Here is a 21,560-nt window from a genome sequence, read left to right on the forward strand (position 1 = left end):
CGCGCGGCTCGATCCCCTCGGGAGCACCATGAAGATCGCCGTCCTCGACGACTACCAAGACGTGGCCCGGGGCCTGGCGGACTGGGATTCGTTGGGTGCCGAGATCCGCGTGTTCACCGAGCCGTTCGCGGGCGAGGCGGAGGTGGTCGAGGCGCTGGCCGGCTTCGAGGTGATCGTCGCGATGCGCGAGCGCACCCGGTTTCCGGCACGGGTATTGGCAGGACTGACCGGCCTTCGGCTCCTGGTGACCACCGGACCGGTGAACGCGGCCATCGACGTGGCCGCCGCGCGTGAGCTGGGCGTGGTGGTGTGCGGGACCGGATACGTGGCGTATCCGACCGCCGAGCTGACCTGGGCGCTGATCCTGGCCGCCGCCCGCAACCTTCCGGCCGAGTGGGGCTCGATGCGCGCGGGCGGCTGGCAGGTGGGCCTGGGTGTCGGGCTGCGCGGCAAGGTGCTCGGCCTGCTGGGCCTGGGCCGGCTGGGCACGGAGGTGGCTCGGATCGGGCAGGCGTTCGGGATGGAGTGTGTGGCCTGGAGCCACAACCTCACCGCCGACCGGGCCGGCGAACACGGCGTGACCGCGGTGGGGCGAGAGCAGTTGTTCGCCCGCGCCGACGTGCTCTCCGTGCACACGGTGCTCAGCCGCCGTACCCAGGGCCTGGTCGGCGCCGCCGAACTGGCCCTGATGAAGCCCTCGTCGATCCTGGTCAACACCTCGCGCGGACCCGTCGTGGACGAGGCCGCGCTCGTGGCCGCGCTGCGCGCGAGATCGATCGCCGCCGCGGCGCTGGACGTGTACGACACCGAACCGCTGCCCGCCGATCACCCGCTACGCGACCTGGACAACGTCGTACTCACCCCGCACATCGGCTATGTCACCCGCGAGTTGTACGAGATCTTCTACCGCGACGCGGTCGAGGACATCGCCGCGTTCCGCTCCGGCCGGCCGATCCGGGTGCTCGGATAGGCCGACACGGCGGTTCGGTCACCCGGCCCGGCGGCACCGGCTCGATCACCCGTCGGCCCCCTCGGCCGCCTCCGCCGCCTCGATCACCGCTCCCGTCCCGGGTCGTCCGGATCGATGGCTCGATGGTCGGGAGCGTCGGTGGCCCGAGGATGGTACGCACGGGTCCACCCGTGTACGTGGGTGGGATGCGCCCGGTGCGGCACATGCCCGGCGCCCGCACCGTCCCGGCGCCACCACCGCAGATAGGCGAAAACCCCGATCACCGACAGCGCCGCCACCGTGACGTAGATGGCGGCCGACGCGACGGTCAGGTCTCCCCCGAGCACTGCGGCGACCAACAGTCCGAGCGCGGCGCCGGACAGGCCCACGGCTGTCCACTTCGATATCGCCGTCCAATCGGGTGCGCGGATACCGACGCGACGGCGGCGCCGATCCGGTTGCGGTATCGGGTCCTCGAAGACGCGCAGCAGTTCGGCCAACTGCTCGTCCTCCGCGAGGGATTCCTCCAGTCGCGCGAGGGTGCGGCGTTCCCGTCCCGAAAGCGACGGTCCGTCCACGACGTCCACCTCCCACCCGGGACCGCGGAACGGGGCCGAGAGGCGAGGTGCGCCGGGCGATATCCACCGAGGCGAACCGTTCGCCGGTGGGACCGACCGGCGGCCCGGTCTTGGGTTCGGATCACTCAGACTTCGGATGACTCGGATCGGATCACTGATTGATCGGATCGCTGGTTCGAATTGCTCGGATTCGGATCGTTACAAGCGGCGCAACCCGACGACACCTCGCAGGGCGAGGATGAGTGCCATCAGGCACGCCACGCCACCCACGATCACGTTGCTGGTGATGGTGCGGGTGGTGTCGACGGCGCCGGTCACGGCCCACGGCGCGACGATCGTCCAGGCGCCGATGCAGAACGCGGCCCAGCTCATCGCGTGCGTGCGTTCATAGGCGGAGACGAAGCCGCCCATCAGGAACGCGAGCGCGACACCGGTGATCAGGTTGGCCGTCGCCAGGGTCGTGAAGTTGTTGAACCCGACGATCCACGGGGAGGCCGCCAGGTAGACACCGCACAGGACACCGAGTGCTTCCGCCACCTGCGCCACCGGGCCGGTAGTGGCCCGCTCGGAGCGAGCTCGCAGGTCCATGAGGTCGGGGTGCTTTTCAATCGATGGCGCTGTCGACGAGGACACGTCCACCACCCTCTTTCCAAGGAATCGCGGTCCCTTGGTTGATAGCCGTCGCACCTGTGACTAACCCGCATATTCCCGAATATTTACCGCATATTTCTCCGACTGTGCGCCCGATCCGATCGCGGGTTGACACGGTCCTCACATATCTAGAAAACTAGATCCGATTCGCACCGCATCCGCGCCGTGTTCGCACCACACAGGGGCTTCGCACACCCCGGGAAGGCAGCCCCGTGGACCCGCTGGCCGTACACAAGGCACTCGCCAATCCGGCCAGGCTCCGGTTCATGCGCTGGCTGAAGGACCCGGCGAAGTACTTCGACGAGGACTCCTACCGGCAGCAGGGCCTGGGCTTCCATATCGGCGTCTGCGTCGGTGACATCCAGGCGCGGGCCGGACTCGCCCAGTCGGTGGTCTCCGGCTATCTCCAAACGCTCAAGGACGCGGGGCTGCTCGACTCCGAGCGCATCGGCAAGTGGACGTACTACCGCCGCAACGAACAGGCGATCGCCGACTTCGCCGAATACGTCCGCACGGAGCTCTGACCGGACCGGACTCCGGCTCCGAGCGGACCGGGCCCGGGCTCCGACCAACCGGGACCGGACGCGGTTCGGCTTGGGCCGGCCCACGCCCACACGGGGCGTCCCCACGCCTCGATGCATCTACATATCTCGATATGTATCACAGACGGTTCGGCGGGCCCGCCCCGGCCGGACCCCGAAAGGCGACGATGAAGAACACCTCCCTCACGATCACGACCCTCGCCCTGGGCGTGTTCGGGATCATCACCACCGAGATGGGCATCGTCGGCGTCCTGCCCCAGGTCGCGGCCGAACTCGACGTCAGCCCCTCGACCGCCGGCCTGCTCGTCGGCGTCTTCGCCCTGGTGATCGCGGGATCCGGGCCGTTCATGACGCTGCTCGCGTCGGGGATCAACCGCAAGACCGTGTTGGCGACGGCCATCGCCGTGTTCGCCGTGTCCAACGCCGTATATGCGCTGACCACCCGGTTCGAGGTGATGTTCGCCTTCCGGATCATCCCCGCCGTGTTCCACCCGGTGTTCTTCTCGGTCGCCCTGGCCACCGCGGCCCGACTGGTGCCCTCACGCGACGCGACCCGGGCCACGACCCGGGTGTTCGCCGGCGTCACCGTCGGCTTCGCCCTCGGCGTGCCGTTGACCTCATACCTCGCCGAGCACCTGTCGCTCCAGGCGGCGTTCTGGTTCGGGGCCGCGGTCAACCTGATCGCGTTCCTGGGCATCCTGCGCTACCTCCCGGCCATGCCGGTGGAGCGACGACACACCTACGGCGCCCAGGTCGATGTGCTGCGCAGCGGCCGGATGTGGCTGACCATCCTGTCGGTGGTCCTCGTCTTCGCGGCGATGTTCTCGGTCTACGGCTACTTCGCCGAGTTCCTGGGTGAGGTCACCGGCCTGGACGGCTCCTGGATCAGCGCGCTGCTGATGGCCTTCGGCATCGTGATGATCCTCGGCAACTTCGCGTTCGGCGCGCTGCTGCGCCGTGCCGCGATCCGCACGGTGTTGCTGTTCCCGGTCCTGTGTCTGGCCGTCTACGTGCTGCTCTACGCGGTCGGCCCGTACGCCGCGGTGATGGTGGTGGCGGTACCGATCTGGGGTGCGGTGCACTCCGGCGGCCTGATCGTCAGTCAGTACTGGCTGAGCCGCGAAGCCCGGGATTTCCCGGAGTTCGGCAACAGCCTGTTCATCTCCTTCTCGAACCTGGGCATCACCGTGGGCACCACCATCGGCGGCCGGCTGCTCGGTGCGGCGGGGCCGCGCGGGCTCGCCTGGGTCGGGGCCGGCTTCGCGCTCGCCGCACTGGTCACAATGCTGCTGCGGCTGAACCTGGACCGAGTGGAGCGGCGCCGGCGGTCGCCGGAGTCGACGCAGGCGCCGACTCCGGCCACCCTGGCGCCGGCCGAACCGGCCTGACGTCCGAGCAAGGCGGTGCGGGGGCCGCTAGGGTCTTCGATCCCCCGCCGAGCTCCACGACGGGGGATCGAAGACACGCTCTCGGCCGGCTCAGGGGGTGGGATCGGCGAGCGCGGCGATCAGCGCGCGGTACTCGTCCTTCATCGGCAACTCCCGCTCCACCCGCACACGCCGCCGGGTGGCCGAGACCTCGATCTCGCGGACCGGGTCGTAGCCGATCCGCTCGAAGCTCTCCCACCAGACCCCGACCCCGCGTCGCTGCCACGCGGGCAGCTTGTCGAAGTTGACGCCGTGCGCGAAGAGCAGTTCGTTCTTGTCCGCCTTCGACAACCGCGCCAAATCGTGGGTGGCCGCCCGGGCAGACCTGCCGTCCTTGCGCAGCGTCCAGTAGCACCAGCCGTTGAGCGCGCAACGGGCCGCGTCGGCCTGGCGCCAGGAGAAGTAGTCGACCACATCGGAGACACCCGTCCCCATCCAGATCCGGCTGTCGAAGTGGGCCGGGATCCCCGCGCGGTGGGTGAACGTCGCCGACGCGATCCCGGCGGTCACCGAGACCAGCTTCTCCACCTCACGGCCGAACATGTCGAAGGACGGGTCCAGCAGGATCGATATCTCGTCGCTCTCGGTGTACGCGTAGCGGGCGTCCAGCTCCGTGAACAGGGCCTGCGCGGTCTCGCCCATGAGCGCGGCGAAGCGCTCGTCGAAGGGCTTGTCGAAGTGCTGCTCGGTGAAGCGGGAGAAGGACCGGCCGTCCACCCGGATCACGGTCCACGCGCCGGGCAGCAGCACCAGCGAGTGGAACCACTCACGCGACCGTTGGCTCGCCTCGAACCGGTCGGCATCCATCCCGAATCACCCCTCGCTCAGCGTCTGGACCACGAACCCGCCGGCGCCGTCGAACCGCACGACGTACCGGGCATCGAACCCCTCGTCCGGGCCGGGCGCTCGCAGCCGGGCCAGCGTGGCACGAACCCCCACCTCCGGGACACGGGTTTTCCCCTCCCGCACGGCATTGCGCTCCAACGATCCGACCGGATCGGGCGGAAACCAATAGGCGACCACCTCGGCCCCCCAGGCGTGCGCGAGTTCGACGATCGGCCGCCGATCCTCCGGCGCGGGGTTGGTGTTGTCCACGGCGACATCCCGCCCGGCCGCCAACGCCTCCTCGATCAGCCGTTGTTGGCGGCGCTGCCGGTTCCGCGCGCGGGGAAAGTGGTCCTTGCTCACGTGCACATGCGTCCCGGCCAGGACGGCCCGATGAAAACTCGACTTGCCCGCGGCCTGAAGCCCGATCAGCACCGCCACCCGCATGCCCGCTCCACTCCCGCCGCCACCGACGGGAGGCCGGCGGATGGCCCGAACAGTAGCCATGGTCAGCGGTGTGGGACGGTCCGGCGGCGATCCGGTTGGGTCGTTCGGGGTTTTGGTGAGGGGGCGTGTGCACACTGTGAGCATGGAAAAGCTCTCCTTGGATGCTCAGGTCCGCGAACTGCTCAAGCTCGCCGCAGCCGCGTCGACGGGGCGTAGTGCCCATACCGTGTACGGCGGCCACGAGCACATGCTCCGGCAGACCCTGATCGTGCTGACGACGGGCACCGCGCTGGCCGAACACGAGAATCCCGGGGAGGCGACCATGGTGGTGCTTCGCGGGCGGGTCCGACTGATCGCCGGCGAAACGTCGTGGGAGGGACGCTCCGGCGATTTCCTGGTCGCCCCGAAGGCGCGACACAGCCTCGAGGCGTTGGAGGACTCGGCGGTGCTGCTCACCGTGGCCAAACGCGACTGAACCCCGCGGATCCGCACGTCCCGGGGCTGCGGGCCGCCGGGCACGGAATGCGCGGCCGGACAGCGGACGGCGCGCCGGCATCATGGCGGTGCCGCATCGCCCCCGACCGGAAGACAGGCACCCGCGTGAGCAACCTCTTCGACGTCGAGTCGCTACCGGTCGGCCGGTGGCGCAACGGCGGCGGCGACACCCGCGAGATCGCCACGCAGGCCGCGGCCGACCCGGCGGACTTCGACTGGCGCGCGAGCATCGCGACGATCTCCGCCGACGGACCGTTCTCCGCCTTCCCCGGCGTGGACCGGACGATCACCCTCCTCGCGGGCGGCGGCGTGCGGCTGGTCGGGGACGACGGACTCGACCACCGGCTGGACCGAACCGGCGAACCCTTCGCGTTCTCCGGCGAGTCGGCCGTTCGGGCCACCGTGCTCGGCGCCGGTACCCGAGTGCTCAACATCATGACCCGGCGTGGGCGATGGGCCGCGCGGGTGCACCGGATCGCCGCGCCGGTGGCGGCACCCGCCGGTCACGCCGGTGTGCTGTACGTGCTGTCCGCACCGGACGCGCCCGACACGCCGGCAGGAGACGCGCCCGCGCCGACGTTGCGGGCCGGGCAGGGGTTGTGGTGGGCGAGCGGCGCCGCCGTGCCGACGGCGCCGCTCGCGACCGGTGCGGTCGCGCTGTGGGCGGACCTTCGTCCGCTGTAGCTGTAGTGGCGTGGTGCCGAGTTGCCGTGGTCCTCGAAGGGAGTGACCCGGTGTGCGGACGGACGGCGTCAGGGCATCGTGCGCAAGTGCGCCGAGATGGAGTTGGCCAGGCCATAGCCCGCGGTCGCGTCCCAGTTGACCGACCACGTCATCGCGCCCCGGATGCCGGGCCAAGTGGTGGTGGGCCGGTAGCTCCCGCAATTGTTGCCCAGGGCCAGGCAGTCCAGCGCGTTGTTCACCACGCCGGGCGGGACGTACCCGCTGCCCGCCGCGCGCCCGGTGGCCGGGACGCCCAGGGCCACCTGATCGGGGCGCAGCCCGCCCTGGAGTTGCATGCAGGCCTGCGCCGTGAGGAAGTCGACGCCGCCCTGCGCGTACAACTTCTGGTCGCAGCCGAACATGGTTCCGGAGTTGTAGTACTGCATGTGCACGATGGTCAGGATGTCCTTGATCCCCAGGGCGAGTTGGAAGTACGCCGCCTGGTTCGACTGCATGTCCAGCGTCTGCGGGGCCATCGTGATGATCAGGCTCGTGCCGATCTGCGCCCGGATGGCGCGCAGCGCGGTCGCCATGTAGGTCGGGCTGACACCGTTCTCCAGGTCGATGTCGACGCCGTCGAACCCGTATTCGCGCAGCAGTGCGGTGGTCGTGCTCGCGAACATGGCCGCGGAGGCGTTGTCGCCGACCCAGACCGCGCCCAGTTCGCCGCCGACCGACAGGATCACCTTCTGGCCGCGGGCGTGCATGGTCGCGATGTCGGCCTTGAGGTCGGCATTGGTGTACCCGCCGAGTGCGGTCGACAGGCCCGGGTCCACTCCGAAGGTGACCGCGCCCCAGCGGGTGCGGTCGGCCTCGGCGAACGCCACCGCGACCAGGTTGTAGGACGTGGGGACATCACGCAGGCGCAGGTTCGTGGAGCCGTTGACGAAGTTGTGCCAGTAGCCGGTCATCACCCGTTTGGGCAGGCCGGTCGGGTCCTGGCCGGTGGGGCCGTCGGGACCGGTGGTGGCGGTGACCGGGGCGGAACGCGCGGACGTCCCGGCGCTGTTGCCGGCGGCGACGGAGAAGGTGTAGGTGGTCTCGGGGGTCAGGCCCGGGATCTCGGCCGTGCTGCCGGTGACCGTGGCCACCTTGGTGTCGGCGCGGTAGACGTCGTACGCGGTCGCACCGGGCACCGCGGTCCAGCCGAGCGAGACGCCGCGTGCGGTGGTGCCGGTCACGGCCAGTCCGGTGGGTACGGCCGGGATGGTGGTGCTCCCGCCCGGGCCGACCAGCGAGACGTCGTCCGCGAGGTACGCGGGCTGTCCGTACCAGCCGTTGAGGTGGATGGTGACGCTGGTGGTGCGGGCGCCGGTGCGGAACGTGGTGGTGAGTTTTTGCCAGCCTGCGGCGGAGGACGTCCAGGTGGAGACGTCGGTGGTGCCGGTGCCGGTCGCGCCGAGGTGGATGTACGAGCCCTGGACCCACGCGGTCTCGGTGTACTCGGAGTCGGGTTGCACCGCGACGGTCTGGCTGCATCGGGCGTTGTCGCCGCCGACCGGGGTGGCCTTGAGCGCGCCGGTACCGCTGTGCACGGGGCTGGTGACGGGGCTGCCGGTGCCGCCGGAGCAGGTCCAGCCGGACAGGCCGGACTCGAAGCCGCCGTTCACCACGAGTTCGGCGGCGGCGGGCGCGGGCGCGGCGAGCGCGATCAGACCGGCCGAGGCCATCGCGCACGCGGTGAGCAGGGCGGTGACGAAGCGGCGCGGGGTGCGCCTGCCGCGCGGAACGGCCTGCGCCGCGCGGGTGTTCGGGGGACGTTTCGGTGCCATCGTGGGGTGTTCCTCCCGTACCGGCCCGGGCGAGTGCCTGCGGGCATGGGCGTGCCTGGAAGGGAGGGTGGACCCGGGTCGGCACCGCATCGCCTGATGGGACGTCAGGCTGCCTCGGCGCAGGGCGTGCGCAGGCCGTCCGGGCGCACCCGAGGGTGCCGGGGGTGCCTGTGTGCAGGACGAGTTGACCGCCGAGGCGAGCGAACTGTCAATAGGTCTGGACCAATTGCCTCACCCCGAGGAGCGGCACGCGCCGGTGGCGGTCGCCGGGCGGCGTGGTGGGCTTGTGTGTGGATGGGGGCCGATGGAACGCTGCCGGGGTGTGTGGTGTCGGAGCGGTGCCGGTGCCGGTGCCGTCCATGGCGGAAGGACGGGGACGATGGTGGATCTCGGGGCCGTCCTGGCCGATCTCGACGCGGAGGGCGCCGCGTTGGACCGGCTCGTCGGCGAGCTGACGTCGGACGCGTGGGCCGCACCCACCCCCGCGCCCGGGTGGACCATCGCCCACCAGATCGCCCACCTGGCCTGGACCGACGACCAGGTCGTGTCGGCGGCGACCGATCCGGACGGCTTCGCGTTCGCCGTCGCGGACGCCGCGGCCGACCCGGACGGCTTCGTCGACCGCGCGGCGAACCGCGCCGCGGCGGCACCGCCCCAGCGCATCCTGGCCGGCTGGCGAGCCGGTCGCCGCACCGTGTCCGCCGCGCTGGCCGCGCTCCCGACGGGACGGCGGTTGCCCTGGTACGGCCCGCCGATGAGCGCCGCGTCGATGGCCGGCGCCCGGATCATGGAGACTTGGGCGCACGGCCAGGACGTCGCCGACACGCTCGACGTGCGCCGCCCGCCCACCGCCCGACTCCGATACGTCGCCCGCATCGGCGTACGGGCCCGCGACTACGCCTACGCCGTGCACGGTCTGCGGCCACCCGAGCGGGAGTTCCGGGTGGAGCTGACCGGCGGGCCCGAAGTCGGCGGCCCATGGACGTACGGCCCCGAGGACGCGGCCGAGCGGGTGACGGGACCGCTGCTCGACTTCTGTCTCCTGGTCACCCGGCGCCGGCACCCGGACGACCTGGCGGTCCGGGCGCACGGCGCCGAGGCCACTCGCTGGCTGGGCATCACCCAGGCCTACGCCGGACCACCCGGCCCGGGCCGCACCCCCGGCCGGCGCGACTGACCCGACCTGCCGCGCGCCCCACCCGCTCTCCACCCGCCCTGCGTCGATCCGCCCGTCTCCCGCCCGCACGACCCGCATGGCCCGCCCGGCCCGCCGCACACCGGAGCCCGCCGCGCACGAGCCCACCTCGCCCTCGATCCGCCGCACGCCGGACCCGCCTCGCGCCCGGTGCGACACACACCCCATCCGTCTCGCGCCCGACCCAGCGCCCGACCCACCCACTGCGCACCCGACCCGCACCGCGCCCCACCCGCCTCACACGACCGGTCTCGCGTTCGACCCGCCGCACGCCCCACCCGCCTCGACGCGGGGAAGTGGGCGCGGACAACATACCTCGGCGCGCGCCGAATTCACCTGAAGTAGCCGGTGGATCACGCGTAGTATGTACCGCGTGGTTGGGGAGAGCGGGTCCGAGGTAGTGCGTGTCGTGATCGTCGACGACCATCCGTTGTTTCGGGCGGGTTTGCGGGCCGCCCTGGAGAGTGCCGGCGACATCTCGGTGGTGGCGGAGGTCGAGACGGCCGCCGCGGTGCCCGAGGTGATCGCCGAGCGGCGTCCCGATCTGGTCGTGATGGACCTGTCCCTGCCGGACGGCTCGGGGATCGAGGCCACCCGCCGGATCGCCGCCGACACGCCCCGCGTACCGGTCCTGGTGCTGACCATGTCCGACGACGACGGCAGCCTGCTCGCGGCTATGCGCGCCGGGGCGGGCGGCTATCTGGTCAAGGGCGCCGGGCGGGACGAGGTCCTGCACGCGGTGCGCACGGTCGCCGCCGGCGGCGCGGTGTTCGGCGCACAGACCGTGCCCCGCCTGACCGCGTTGCTGGCGAGCGGCGCGCCACGCGGTGCAGAACGGGTCTTTCCCGAGTTGACCGATCGCGAGTGCGAGGTGCTCGACCTGCTCGCCCGCGGCCTGGACAACCGGAACATCGCCCGTCGGCTGTTCCTCGCCGAGAAGACGGTGCGCAACCACATCACGCACATCTTCGAGAAGTTGCATGTCGGCACTCGCGCGGAGGCGGTGGCCCACGCCCGCGACTTCGGCCTGGGTGCCGACTGAGCCGGCCGCCGAGCCGGCCGCGCGGCGCGCCCCGAGCGGACCCGCCCCGAGCCCAACTCGGGACACCGTCCGGGTCCGCTTCAGGACCTCGATGGGACCGGTGCCTCGTGCCCTCGGGACCGGGCCCCGGCCATTCTTGGATGTCCGAACCGCGCCGGCCCGTCCGCACCGGGATCACACCGGCGTGGTTCGGTCCCCCCGGCTCCACTCGTTCGCGCCGTCGTCCGACGACGTCCCGTGAGGAGGCGCCACATGCCCATCGGCATCCGAGAGCAACGCTCCGGCCTCGACCGGGCCTACGCGGTATGCGGCATCTCGCTGGTCGCCGGACTGATCACGCTGATCCTGCTGATCACCCACCTCGACGATGCCCGGATGCCGCCGCGGCCCGCCCTGATCGGCGTGTCCACGCTCCAGGGCATCGCCTTCGCGCTCTCCGGGCTGTTCGTGATCGCGCGGCGCTCGATGCCCGGCCTGGGTTGGGTGTTGTTGTGGACGGGCCTGGCCTATCCGCTGTCGAGCGCGGTGTTGTTCACCGCCGTGTTCGCGGGGGCCGGCCCCGGCTGGGCCGCCTTCGCGATCTCGCTGTGGCTGGTCACCGACGCGGTGTTCCTGTTCGGGATGTACGCGCTGCCGCTGTGGCTGCCGCGCGGGACGCTGCCCGAATCCTGGTTCGTACGGGCGTACGCGGTGCTCGTGGCGCTGTGGAGTGTCCTGCACGCCTACAACGACTACGCCGAGTCGTCCTGGTACGGCCTGCCCAGCTTCCTGCGCCACGGCGCCTGGGCCGCCGTCCAGCGATGGCTGAACGAGTGGCTGACCCCGCGCCTGGAGCTGATCCCGCCGCTGGTGATCCTGGCCAGTCTGCTCGTGATGACGGTGTGCTGGGTGCGCCTGCCGGGGCCGCAGCCGATGCGAGTCCTACCGCTGTTGCCCTACCTGTTGTGGCTGGCCGTGCTCTTCCTCGGCTACCACCTCGAACTCTCGGATCTGCTCTATGAATTCCTCCTCTACGCGGGCGTGCTGGTGTGGCAGCTCTGCTTCGCGTACGCCTTCGCCCGGGACCGGCAGTGGCACCTCGACCGGTCCACGCGCAAGGTGCTGGCCGCGTTCTCGCTGGCCGCGGTGCTGATGGGCGGCTACTTCGCGGTGGCCGTCGCGCTGTCCGCCGTACTGCCCGGCGCGCGCACCGCCGGCGCGTTGGTGATGGCGGCCGGCGCGCTGGTCATCGGCGCGCTGCTGCGGCCGACCATCGGGTGGGCGATGCGGGTCGTCGACCGCTTCTACTACGGCGAACGGGCCCGGCCCTATCAGGTCGTACGCGACCTGTCCGAACGGCTGAGCCGGGCGGTGGCACCGGGCGCGGCGCCGACCCTGCTGTGCCAGACCGTCGTGTACACCCTGGGCCTGCCCGGCGCCGGCGTGGTGGTGGACACCCGGCACGGCGAACGCGAACTCGCCCGGATCGGCGACCCGGACGCCGACCGGGTCGACTTCCCGCTCACCTACGAGGGCGTGGTCATCGGCCGGCTCTCCGCGCCGCCGCGCGCCGGGCAGGACACGCTCGACCGCCAGGATCTGGAGGTACTGCGCTTCCTCGCCGACCAGGCGGCGCCCGCCATCGCGTCGCTGCGCCTGTACGAGGAGCTCCAGGAGACCCGCGAGCACATCGTGCTCGCCCGTGAGGAGGCCCGCCGCCGGTTGCGCCACGACCTGCACGACGGCCTGGGCCCCGCGCTCTCCGGCACTCGGCTTCAGGTCGACACCGCGCGGGCCTGCGTACCCGTGGGCACCCCGGCCGAGGGGACCCTGGCCATCGCGTCGCGCAGCATCGGCGAGGCGATCACCGAACTGCGTCGGATCACCGACGGCCTCGCGCCCGCCGCACTGGCCCGACTCGGCCTCGCCGACGCGCTCCGGGAGTCCGCGTCCCGGCTCGACGGCGGCGACGGCGCCCACCCGCGGATCAGGGTCACCTTCGACCCGGACCCGCCGCCGCCGCTGCCCGCCGCCCTGGAGGTCGCGGTCTACCGGATCTGCGGCGAGGCGCTGCACAACGTCGTCCGGCACGCGCGGGCCCGAAACGCCACCCTCGGCGTCCGGGTCTCCGACACCCGGGTCACCCTGGAGGTGGTCGACGACGGCGTCGGACACCGGGACCGCGACCGCACCGCGGCCTCCGACGGTGTCGGCCTGGCCTCGATGGCCGAACGCGCCGAGGAACTCGGCGGCAGCTTCACCGCCACCAGCGACGAACACGGCACCACGGTCCGTGCGGTCATCCCCCGGCCCGGGACCGACACCCGGGACCAACCCGGGACCAACCCGGGACCGTGACCACATGCGGGCATGGTCGGGCCGAGCGAGAGTGGAGGAGCGGTGATCGAAAACGGTCACCTTGTCCCCTTCGAAGCACGGAGATCGAAATGTCGACGAACCCACGCCCGAAAGGTGGCAACCCGCCGCCGGGATCGCATGACCCCGATCGGCCGCTCGGCTGCCACCCGCCCAACAATCCGTGCGACAGCGTGGAGCCCGCTCCGCCGAAACCGGACGCCCCGGACGGCGGCCACCCGCCGCATCGGGCCGACGCCCCCGGTCCCGGTCGCCCGGAAGAACCGGACACCCACCACCCGCCGATCGCCTGAAGCGATCCCAACCCCATATCGGCCCGCCGCCCCCACCGTCCCCGACGGCGGGGGCGGCGGCACACCCGGGCGCACTCGGGGCGCGGGTGCGGGGACGCGGGGCGCGGGCGCGGGGACGCGGTGCGCGGGCGCGGGGACGCGGGGCGCGGGCGCGGGGACGCGGGGCGGGCCGGCCGGGTCGCGGATGCGAGCCGGTGCTCGTCACGTCCCATCACCCCCTCGCAGCCACTCGGAGACGACGCCACCCATCGGACGGCGACCCCGGAACGGCAGCGTGGTCATGCCCCTCGCAACGACGAAACGGACCGACCAGGGCCACCGGCGCAGCACCGCTGCCGATCACGTCCGGTCGCCCACGCGCGGCAAGCCGCGGACGGCAGCCCCCACCGGACGGCAACCCGGGAGGCCGGCGGATGGTCGCGGTTTTCGACGGTGGCGGGGCGGGTCGGCCCGGGCCGCGGATGCGCAGCCGGTGCCCATTACGCCCAACCGCCCACTCGTGGCGGTATGGGGACGATGGCAGCCGCCGGGTGGTGTGACCCGAGTGGGGCGGTAGTTGGCCACGCGCCTCGGCGGTGGCGGGCCGGGGCGACCACGGCAGCGGACCCCGCGCCGGTGCCGGTCACATCCGCCCGCCCGCTCGCGGCGATCCGAAGACGGTGGCACCCACCGGACGGCAACCCGGGCACGGCAGCGCAACCGCATCCTTCGGCGGTGGCGATGCGGGGCAACCAGGGCTGCGGATCCGGCGCCGGTGCAATCATGCCCACCCGCCGTGGCGACCTGTACGCGCAGGACAGTGACCGAGGCGCGGCGCGCGGTCACGCCCTTCGGCGGTGGCGATGCGGGGCAACCAGGGCTGCGGATCCGGCGCCGATGCAATCACGCCCACCCGCCGTGGCGACCCGTACGCGCAGGACGGTGACCGAGGCGCGGCGCGCGGTCACGCCCTTCGGCGGTCGTGAGCCGGGGCAACCAGGGCTGCGGACGCGGCGCCGGTGCGGATGACGTCCGAGAGGGCCTGTAGTTGGACGCGGATCCGGGCGGCGACCAGCGGGTCGGCCGGGCGTACCGAGCCGTCGGCGTCGCGGGTCAGCGCCTCGGGCGCGCCGCCCACCACCACCTCCGGATCGGGGACCACCAGGTTGCCCAGCCCGGTCAGGATCCGCACCGTGTCGGTCAACCCGCGGAACCCGTGCAGCCGACTGGCCGTCACCACCATCACGGCGATGCCCTTCCCGCACAGGGACGCGTCGCCGCGCGGGCGCGAGGCCCAGTCGACCGCGTTCTTCAGGACCCCGGGAATCGAGTGGTTGTACTCCGGCGTGGCGATCACCAACCCGTCCGCCCGACTGATCGCGGTGCGCCACCTCCGCACCGCCGGCAGCGCCGGATGCACGTCCAAGTCCTGGTTGTACAACGGCAGTTCGCCCAGCGTCGGATAGACGTCGAAGGACATGCCCGGTGGCGCGAGCGCGGGCAACGCGGCCAGCAGTCGGGTGTTGGCCGATTCCGCGCGCAGCGAACCGGAGATCGCCAACACGCGGGCGGGCGACGGGGGCATCGGAGTGGTCCCGAAAGCGGACATGGCACGCGCCTTTCTTCAGGGTGCGGTACGGCGGTCGAGCAGGGTCGTGTCGTGGCGTCCGGCTCGGAAGTCCGGTTCGTCCAGCACCTCGGCCAGCAGCGGCGCGGTGGTGTGCACACCCGGGCCCTCGACCCGCAGTTCGCGCAGCGCACGCCGCATCCGGGCCAGCGCCTGGTCGCGATCCGGCCCCCACGTGACGATCTTGGCCAGCAGCGAGTCGTACTCCGGCCGAGCCCGGGCTCCGGGAAACGCGTGGGTGTCCACCCGGACGAACGGACCGGCCGGCGCCTCGAACGCGGTGAGCGTGCCCGGGCAGGGCGCGAAATCGCGCGCCGGGTCCTCGGCGTTGATCCGGCACTCCACCGAGACCCCGCGGCGGTGCACCCGATCCTGACCGAAGTCCAGCGGTCGGCCGGCGGCGATCAGCAGCTGCTCGCGGACGATGTCGATGCCGGTCACCGTCTCGGTCACCGGATGCTCGACCTGGATCCGCGAGTTCACCTCGATGAACGCCGCGTCCTCGCCACGCACCAGGAACTCGAAGGTGCCCGCTCCCCGATACCCCACCGCCCGGGCCCCGGCGACCGCGTGCGCGGCCAGCCGTTCGGCCAGTTCGGCGGGCAGGCGGGGGGCGGGCGACTCCTCGACGAGCTTTTGGTGTCGGCGCTGTACCGAGCAGTCGCGCTCACCGAGATGCACCACGTTCCCGTGCGCGTCGGCAAGGATCTGGATCTCGATGTGCCGGGCGCCGGCCAGGTACTGCTCCAGGTAGACGCGGTTGTCGCCGAAGGCCGCCTGGGCCGTGGCGCGCGTGGCGCGGAAGGTGGGCAAGAGCGCGCCGGCGTCCGGCACCACCGCCATGCCCCGGCCGCCGCCACCCGCGACCGCCTTGACGATCAGCGGGAACCCGATCGCCCGCGCCACCTCGGCGGCCTCGTCGGCCGTGCCGACCGGCTCGCGCGAGCCGGGCAGCACCGGGAGTCCCGCGTCCGCCATGATCCGCCGGGCCGTCGACTTGTCGCCGAGCCGGGCCATCACCTCCGGGGCCGGACCGACGAAGACGATCCCGTTCTCCGCACAGATGGTGGCGAAGTCGGGGTCCTCGGACAGGAATCCGTAGCCGGGATGAATCGCCTGCGCGCCCGTGTTGCGGGCCGCCTCGATCACCGCCGGCGCGTACAGATAGCTGCGATGCGGGTCGGCGGGGCCGATGTTCACGTGGTGGTCGGCCGCGCGTACGGCGGCCGAGTCACGGTCCGCGCAGGAGTGCACCACCACGGTGGCGATGCCCATGTCCCGGCAGGTTCGCACCACGCGGAGCGCGATCTCACCGCGGTTGGCGATCAGTACGGTGTCGAACACGGCGGGTCACCTCGCAACGTCGGAGTCGGCATCGGGTTCTGGTTCGAGTTCGAGCAGCGGTTGGTCGTACTCGACGCCCTGGCCGTTTTCGACCAGCACCGCGGTGACCCGGCCGTCGCGGTCCGCCTCGATCGGGTTCATCAGCTTCATCGCCTCGATGATGGCCACCTGTTGGCCGGCCCGGACCACGTCGCCGACCTCGACGAACGCCGCCGCCCCGGGCTCCGGCGCGCGGTAGAGGGTGCCCACCAGCGGGGCGCGGACGAGATGGCCCGAGGATTGGCCCGCCGGCGCGGTCTCCGCGGGCCGGTCCGGTTCGGCCGCCCTCGCGGCAACGGCAACGGGCTCGGAATCGGACGCGGCCGGCGACGGCCCGGGCGCGCCCGACGGGTCGGACCACGCGACCTCGATACTCTCCCCTCCGGAACGCACCACGATCCGCGTGGGCGGTCGCGGGGCATCGTTCAGGACGTGGCCCAGCGCGCTGCGCAGCGCGGTCAGGCTTGCCGCGCGGCCTTCGCCGTCGGTGCCGGTCATGCCGATTCCTCCTCGAAGTCGTAGGCGTTGCCGTCGTCCGGGTCGCCGGCGCCGGCCGGCCGCACGGCGGGCAACCCGAAGGCCCGAAACCGCCGCCGGCGCAGCACGACGCGCTCGGCCGGTTCGACCGCCGCGAGTTCGGCCACCGTCTCCAGGACCGCGTCCCGCAGGGCCAGGCTCGCGGCGGCCGGATCGGTATGCGCGCCGCCCTCGGGTTCGGGGACCACCCGGTCCACCACGCCGAGTTCGAGCAGCGAGCGTGCGTCCAGGCCGAGCGCGCGGGCAGCCGCCGGGCTCTGCTCCCGGGTTTTCCACAGAATCGCCGCGCAACCCTCCGGACTGATCACCGAGTACAGCGCGTTCGCGCTGATCAGCACCCGGTCGGCGACACCGAGCGCGAGCGCGCCGCCACTGCCGCCCTCACCGGTGACCACGGCCACCACGGGCACCCGCAGTCCGGCGAGCACGCGCAGGCATGCGGCGATCGCCCCGGCCTGGCCCTGCTGTTCGGCCTCGATCCCCGGGTGGGCACCGGGCGTGTCGATCAGGGTCACCAACGGCACGCCGAGCTTCTCCGCCAGACGCGCGAGCCGGACCACCTTGCGGTAGCCGGCCGGCGAGGCCATCGCGAAGTTGGCCCGGACCAGGTCGGCGGTGGTATGGCCCTTCTGGTGCCCGAGCACCAGCATCGCGCGGCCGTCCACCAGGCCCAGGCCGCCGACGATCGCCGGGCAGTCGCCACCCGCCCGGTCGCCGCGCAGCTCGACGAACGCGTCCATCCAATACGCGAGATGGTCACGCGTGGTGGGCCGACCGAGGTCCCGCGCGGCGGCGACCACCTCGTGCGCCGGACGAACGGGCGGCTCGACGGGCGCGGGACCCGACATCGGCGTCGACGGGGCGCCGCGCGCCGGGTCGATCCGACGGCACGCGAGGGTCGCAGAGGGCGACCCGGTCCCGGTCCCGTCGGATCGATCGCACGCATCCGCCCCATCCGCCTTACCCGGCCCACCCGACCCATCCGACCCACCCGACCCGTCGAAGACCTCGGCCCGATCGGGCACGCCCGACCGTTCCTCCGCCTCGACCCGCTCGGGTGCACCCGCTCCTTCGCGTTCGCCGGCCCCATCGCCCCCGCCGGCCCGCTCCGCCCCGTCCGCCCCCCGTGCCGACGCCAGCAGGACCGCGAGCGTGCGGCGTAGCTCGCCACGCGGGCGGACCGCGTCCACCAGGCCGTGTCGCAGCAGGAACTCCGCCGTCTGGAAACCCTCCGGCAGCCGCTCCCCGATGGTCTCCTCGATCACCCGCGGTCCGGCGAAGCCCATCCGCGCACCCGGTTCGCACACCACCACATCGGCCAGCGTGGCGAACGACGCGGCCACGCCGCCGTAGGTCGGGTCGGCGACGACGGTGACGGTCAGGATGCCGGCCTCGTCCAGTTCGGCCATCGCCGCCGAGGTCTTGGCCATCTGCATCAGGGCCAGCGCGCCCTCCTGCATCCGGGCCCCGCCGGAGGAGGTGACCAGGATCAGCGGTACCCGCCGGGCCAAAGCGGCGTCCGCGGCCGTGGTGACCGCCTCGCCCGCGGCCACGCCCAGGCTGCCGCCCATGAAGGCGAAGTCCATCACGGCCAGCACCACCGGGTGCCCGACCACGGTGCCGAGCGCCACCCGGACCGCGTCGTCGTGTCCGGTCGCCACCCGGGCGGCGGCCAGGCGGTCCGGGTACGGCTTGAGATCCTCGAAGCGCAGGGGGTCGTGCACGGTCTCGGTCGGGGTCAGCGGTCGGGCACTGCCCGGGTCGAGCAGCGCGTCGAGCCGCCGGCCCGCGTCCAGCGGGGTGTGCGTGCCGCAGCCGGGACACACCCGGTCGGCGCGCTCGAAACGTTTGCGGTAGACCAGCGCCCGGCAGCTCGGACAGGCCAGCCAGTCGGCCGGCGCCGGCTGCTCGGCGGCGGGTACGGAAGCGGTGTTCATCGCGGTCTCCCCTGGTCCGGGTGCGGCGCGGCGCTCGATCCGGTACCGGGTCCGGCCCCCGATCCGGCCCTCGAACCGGCACCGGGTCCGGCGCCCGACCCGGGACCGGCGATGCCGCCGGCCCTCGGCGACGCGTGCCGCAGTGGGGTGATCTGTTGGACGTCGTAGTTCTCGCGCAGTCGGGCCACGCGCTCGGAGTCGACCCGCTCCCCCGCGCCGAAGATCTCGATCAGTTCCTCGAAGTAGCGTTCGTGGTCGGGCGCCGGCGTCGACTGGAACAACATCCTGGCCGGCCGTGCGGTCGGGTTGGCGAACGCGTGCGGGCAGCCCGGCGGTACGAACATGCAGCTCCCGGCCCCGGCCCGGACCGGTCCCCGGCCGGTTTCCGAGCGCCAGCCGCGCCAGTCGTCGCGGGTGCGCCGGCGGGGTTCGAAGGCGAGCACGTCGAGTTCGCCGTCGAGGACGTAGAAGAACTCCTCGCCCCGCGCGTGCACGTGCGCGCCGACGTCGAAGCCGGGTGGCACGACCACCTCGAAGGTCGAGGTGTGTCGGGCATGCGCGCCGGTCACCTTGTAGGTGACCTCCTGCGCGGCGGTGACCAGTCGTCGACCCGCTCCGGGCGGCATGATCAGGCCGTCGACCATGACGGCACCTCCTCGTTCGTCGGCCGCCGGACCCCGACGCCGGCCGGTTCGCCGGCGACCCAGGTGCCGAGGGCCATCTCCGCGGTGATCCCGGGGCCGAAACCGGCCACGATGCCGCGTCCGCCGACGGCGGGTCCGCCCGCCGCGTACAACCGGTCCAGGGCGTCGAAGACCACCGCGCTCGCGATGTTCCCGTACTCGGTGAGGGTCGCCCGGCTGTGTCGAAACGCCTCGGGAACCACTCCGAGGAACCTGCTCAGGTCGTCCAGGATCCGCGGCCCGCCGGCGTGTACGACGTAGAAGTCCAGCGCCGAGGCGTCCCATTCGTGTCGGGCGACCAGGTCGTCGATGACCGGCGCGAGCGGCGCCATCGTGGTGGGCACCCGCTTGTCCAGGCGGAAGTGGAATCCGGTGTCCTTGACCGCGTAGGAGATCCAGTCCTGGGTGTGTGGGATGAGGTACGAACCGTTGCGTTCGAGCCGCACGCCGGTACCGCCCGCTCCGCGCACCACGGCCGCGGCGACCGCGTCGCCGAACAGGCCGTCGGAGAGCAGCGACCCGATGTCGGCGTCGTCGGGCTGGTAGCACAGCGAGCAGAACTCGCACGCCACGATCAGCGCGTTGAGCTCGGGATACGCGGTACAGAAGTCGTGCGCCCGATTGATCGCGGCGCCACCGGCCGCGCAGCCGAGCTGGGCGATCGGCAGTTGGCGGGTATCGGAGCGCATGCCCAGTTCGTTGATCAGCCAGGCGGTCATCGACGGCATGCTGAACCCGGTGCACGAGACGTAGATCAGCAGGTCGATGTCGCGTATCTCCACCTCCGCGTTGGCGAGCGCCCGGCGGATCACCGGCGGCACGCGCAACTTGGCCTGTTCCTGATAGAGCAGGTTGCGGGCCTCGAAGCCGGGGTGTCGCAGGGTCCGCTCGATCGGCTGGACGAGATGTCGTCGGCGGACACCGGTGTTCGCGATCAGCCGCAGCGCGAGCGGCAGCCGGGGGTTGTCCGCGTGCAGTCGCCGGGCGATGTCGAGCGACTCGTCCATGGTGATCACGTTTTCGGGGACGGCCACGGCGGGCCGGCACAGAGTACTCACGAGCTGTCTTCCTTGCCTGGTCCGGAGCCTTCGCGAGGATCCGGAGCTACGGAGGGGTGATACATCCGGGGGTCTTCGGGAGTCGGCTCCCGAAGACCCCCGGATCGCTGTTCGGCGCTTCCGCGCTTCCGCGCTTCCGCGCTTCTGCGCTTCTGCTCTTCGGCCCTTCGGCCCTTAAGCGCCTCGGCGCCTCGGCCGTCCGGCCGCCCGCCTATCCGGCGGCTTCCATCGACATCGCCCGGGGACCGCACACCCGATGCGGCGCCTCGATCGCACCGTCGGGCAGCAGCGCGCCGGTGTCCTCGAAGATCACCACGCCGTTGCACAGCAGGCTCCAGCCCTGTTCGGGATGGCTCTGTACGACGTGTGCCGCCAGGTGGTCGGAGGCCGATGCGGCGGGACATGGGGGAGAATGCCGGCACATGGTCCTGGTCCTTCCGGGAGTGCCGTGGTCGGCAGCGGGTTCACGAGCTGCCGGGTGGTCCGTCGGCTGGTTGGTCACATGCCAACGGTGCGCCGCCCACCGTCCCGGGCGGATGAGCCCACGGCCCCGATTCGCCGGCCGATGTCCCGAGTCGCCCGGGAGGGCGTCGGCGGCACCCGACGCGGCGCGACGCCCCACGGATCCCGGGCATCGCCGACGGGCCGAAGCAGCTCGGAGGGAGCCGGTACGGACGTTCGATTGCCCGGCGCAGGGTGGCCGGTGTGTGGGACGACGACGAGCCGGTGTGCAAGCGGGACAGGTGGGGGACGGACCGCTACACCTACAACGTCCGCGACCCCATCGGCTTGGCACTGACCGTGCTCACCGTGATCCTCGTCGTGGTCGCGCCGGCCCCGATGAACAAGCGCGCGGGCCCGTTCGCCTCACCGAATCCGCATGAGAGCCGGCCGGACGTCCGGGAGTGGCGCCCGCCGACACCGTGGTCGACGTCGGCTCCGTCCTCGTCGCCGACCGCAGTCCCGACCTCGGCGTCGGCAACCGCTTCGGCGCGCCCCACGAGCCCGTGACCTCCGACGGCGCCCGCCCCGAATCGGCGCGTGGCCATCGAACTCCATTTC

The 21,560-nt window shown here is 72.3% G+C and carries 20 protein-coding genes and 1 pseudogene; 9 read left to right on the top strand and 12 right to left on the bottom strand.

The window, feature by feature from the left end; genetic code table 11:
- The first annotated feature begins 28 nt into the window (after positions 1–28).
- On the top strand, positions 29–970 hold the full coding sequence (locus ACIBSV_RS34745) for a D-2-hydroxyacid dehydrogenase family protein (protein WP_395870220.1): 942 nt from the start codon (positions 29–31) through the stop codon (positions 968–970).
- 83 nt (positions 971–1,053) lie between these two features.
- Here the strand turns inward: ACIBSV_RS34745 and ACIBSV_RS34750 are convergent, their stop codons facing one another.
- On the bottom strand, positions 1,054–1,527 hold the full coding sequence (locus ACIBSV_RS34750; RefSeq protein WP_395870222.1) for a hypothetical protein: 474 nt from the start codon (positions 1,525–1,527) through the stop codon (positions 1,054–1,056).
- Positions 1,528–1,725: 198 nt separating this feature from the next.
- Positions 1,726–2,115: an SPW repeat protein gene (locus ACIBSV_RS34755; protein ID WP_395870224.1), complete on the bottom strand. Its 390-nt coding sequence runs from the start codon at positions 2,113–2,115 to the stop codon at positions 1,726–1,728.
- 275 nt (positions 2,116–2,390) lie between these two features.
- Here ACIBSV_RS34755 and ACIBSV_RS34760 point away from each other — a divergent pair, with 275 nt between their 5' ends.
- Positions 2,391–2,702, top strand: coding sequence for an ArsR/SmtB family transcription factor (locus tag ACIBSV_RS34760; RefSeq protein ID WP_395870226.1), 312 nt, complete (start codon positions 2,391–2,393; stop codon positions 2,700–2,702).
- A gap of 185 nt (positions 2,703–2,887) precedes the next feature.
- Positions 2,888–4,108 carry an MFS transporter gene (locus ACIBSV_RS34765; RefSeq protein ID WP_395870227.1) on the top strand — a complete coding sequence of 407 codons (1,221 nt, stop codon included), beginning with the start codon at positions 2,888–2,890 and terminating at the stop codon, positions 4,106–4,108.
- 90 nt (positions 4,109–4,198) lie between these two features.
- On the opposite strand, the gene ACIBSV_RS34770 is transcribed toward ACIBSV_RS34765, so the two are convergent.
- Both ACIBSV_RS34770 and ACIBSV_RS34775 read right to left on the bottom strand, forming a co-directional pair.
- Positions 4,199–4,954, bottom strand: a complete 756-nt coding sequence (locus ACIBSV_RS34770; RefSeq protein ID WP_395870229.1) for a tRNA(His) guanylyltransferase Thg1 family protein — start codon at positions 4,952–4,954, stop codon at positions 4,199–4,201.
- A 6-nt stretch (positions 4,955–4,960) separates the two neighbouring features.
- Positions 4,961–5,419: an AAA family ATPase gene (locus tag ACIBSV_RS34775; RefSeq protein WP_395870231.1), complete on the bottom strand. Its 459-nt coding sequence runs from the start codon at positions 5,417–5,419 to the stop codon at positions 4,961–4,963.
- Positions 5,420–5,561: 142 nt separating this feature from the next.
- On the opposite strand from ACIBSV_RS34775, the gene ACIBSV_RS34780 reads away from it, so the two are divergent.
- Complete coding sequence (locus ACIBSV_RS34780) at positions 5,562–5,894, top strand: cupin domain-containing protein (protein WP_395870233.1); 333 nt, start codon at positions 5,562–5,564, stop codon at positions 5,892–5,894.
- Positions 5,895–6,019: 125 nt separating this feature from the next.
- On the top strand, positions 6,020–6,598 hold the full coding sequence (locus ACIBSV_RS34785) for a HutD family protein (RefSeq protein WP_395870235.1): 579 nt from the start codon (positions 6,020–6,022) through the stop codon (positions 6,596–6,598).
- 68 nt (positions 6,599–6,666) lie between these two features.
- Here ACIBSV_RS34785 and ACIBSV_RS34790 read toward each other — a convergent pair whose 3' ends face one another.
- Complete coding sequence (locus ACIBSV_RS34790) at positions 6,667–8,409, bottom strand: chitinase (protein WP_395870237.1); 1,743 nt, start codon at positions 8,407–8,409, stop codon at positions 6,667–6,669.
- 379 nt (positions 8,410–8,788) lie between these two features.
- Between ACIBSV_RS34790 and ACIBSV_RS34795 the strand changes: the two genes are divergently transcribed.
- The 3 genes from ACIBSV_RS34795 (at position 8,789) to ACIBSV_RS34805 (ending at position 12,983) form a co-directional block, all read left to right on the top strand.
- Entirely contained in the window at positions 8,789–9,586 is a 798-nt protein-coding gene (locus ACIBSV_RS34795; protein ID WP_395870238.1) for a TIGR03084 family metal-binding protein, read from the top strand.
- A 418-nt stretch (positions 9,587–10,004) separates the two neighbouring features.
- Positions 10,005–10,646: a response regulator gene (locus ACIBSV_RS34800; protein ID WP_395870336.1), complete on the top strand. Its 642-nt coding sequence runs from the start codon at positions 10,005–10,007 to the stop codon at positions 10,644–10,646.
- Between the two features lie 252 nt (positions 10,647–10,898).
- On the top strand, positions 10,899–12,983 hold the full coding sequence (locus ACIBSV_RS34805; RefSeq protein ID WP_395870240.1) for a GAF domain-containing sensor histidine kinase: 2,085 nt from the start codon (positions 10,899–10,901) through the stop codon (positions 12,981–12,983).
- 1,254 nt (positions 12,984–14,237) lie between these two features.
- Here ACIBSV_RS34805 and ACIBSV_RS34810 read toward each other — a convergent pair.
- From ACIBSV_RS34810 to ACIBSV_RS34840, 7 genes and pseudogenes are all read right to left on the bottom strand, one after another.
- Positions 14,238–14,882, bottom strand: coding sequence for an NADPH-dependent FMN reductase (locus tag ACIBSV_RS34810; protein WP_395870242.1), 645 nt, complete (start codon positions 14,880–14,882; stop codon positions 14,238–14,240).
- Positions 14,883–14,897: 15 nt separating this feature from the next.
- On the bottom strand, positions 14,898–16,244 hold the full coding sequence (locus tag ACIBSV_RS34815; protein WP_395870244.1) for an acetyl/propionyl/methylcrotonyl-CoA carboxylase subunit alpha: 1,347 nt from the start codon (positions 16,242–16,244) through the stop codon (positions 14,898–14,900).
- Positions 16,245–16,250: 6 nt separating this feature from the next.
- Positions 16,251–16,781: an acetyl-CoA carboxylase biotin carboxyl carrier protein gene (gene accB / locus ACIBSV_RS34820; RefSeq protein WP_395870246.1), complete on the bottom strand. Its 531-nt coding sequence runs from the start codon at positions 16,779–16,781 to the stop codon at positions 16,251–16,253.
- Positions 16,778–18,757: an acetyl-CoA carboxylase, carboxyltransferase subunit beta gene (gene accD, locus ACIBSV_RS34825; RefSeq protein WP_395870248.1), complete on the bottom strand. Its 1,980-nt coding sequence runs from the start codon at positions 18,755–18,757 to the stop codon at positions 16,778–16,780. Before accD ends, accB begins: the two co-directional genes overlap by 4 nt.
- A 134-nt stretch (positions 18,758–18,891) precedes the next feature.
- A pseudogene (locus ACIBSV_RS34830) lies at positions 18,892–19,401 on the bottom strand (cupin domain-containing protein); the annotation flags it as partial.
- The gene (locus ACIBSV_RS34835; protein ID WP_395870249.1) at positions 19,386–20,498 is read right to left on the bottom strand and encodes a type III polyketide synthase; all 1,113 of its coding nucleotides are present in this window, start codon (positions 20,496–20,498) and stop codon (positions 19,386–19,388) included. The pseudogene ACIBSV_RS34830 and the gene ACIBSV_RS34835, both read right to left, overlap by 16 nt.
- A gap of 211 nt (positions 20,499–20,709) precedes the next feature.
- Entirely contained in the window at positions 20,710–20,922 is a 213-nt protein-coding gene (locus tag ACIBSV_RS34840; protein ID WP_331770600.1) for a DUF5999 family protein, read from the bottom strand.
- A 281-nt stretch (positions 20,923–21,203) separates the two neighbouring features.
- Here ACIBSV_RS34840 and ACIBSV_RS34845 point away from each other — a divergent pair, with 281 nt between their 5' ends.
- Positions 21,204–21,509: a hypothetical protein gene (locus ACIBSV_RS34845; protein ID WP_395870251.1), complete on the top strand. Its 306-nt coding sequence runs from the start codon at positions 21,204–21,206 to the stop codon at positions 21,507–21,509.
- Positions 21,510–21,560: the final 51 nt, after the last annotated feature.

Source organism: Embleya sp. NPDC050154, from assembly GCF_044460165.1.
GTDB lineage: Bacteria > Actinomycetota > Actinomycetes > Streptomycetales > Streptomycetaceae > Embleya.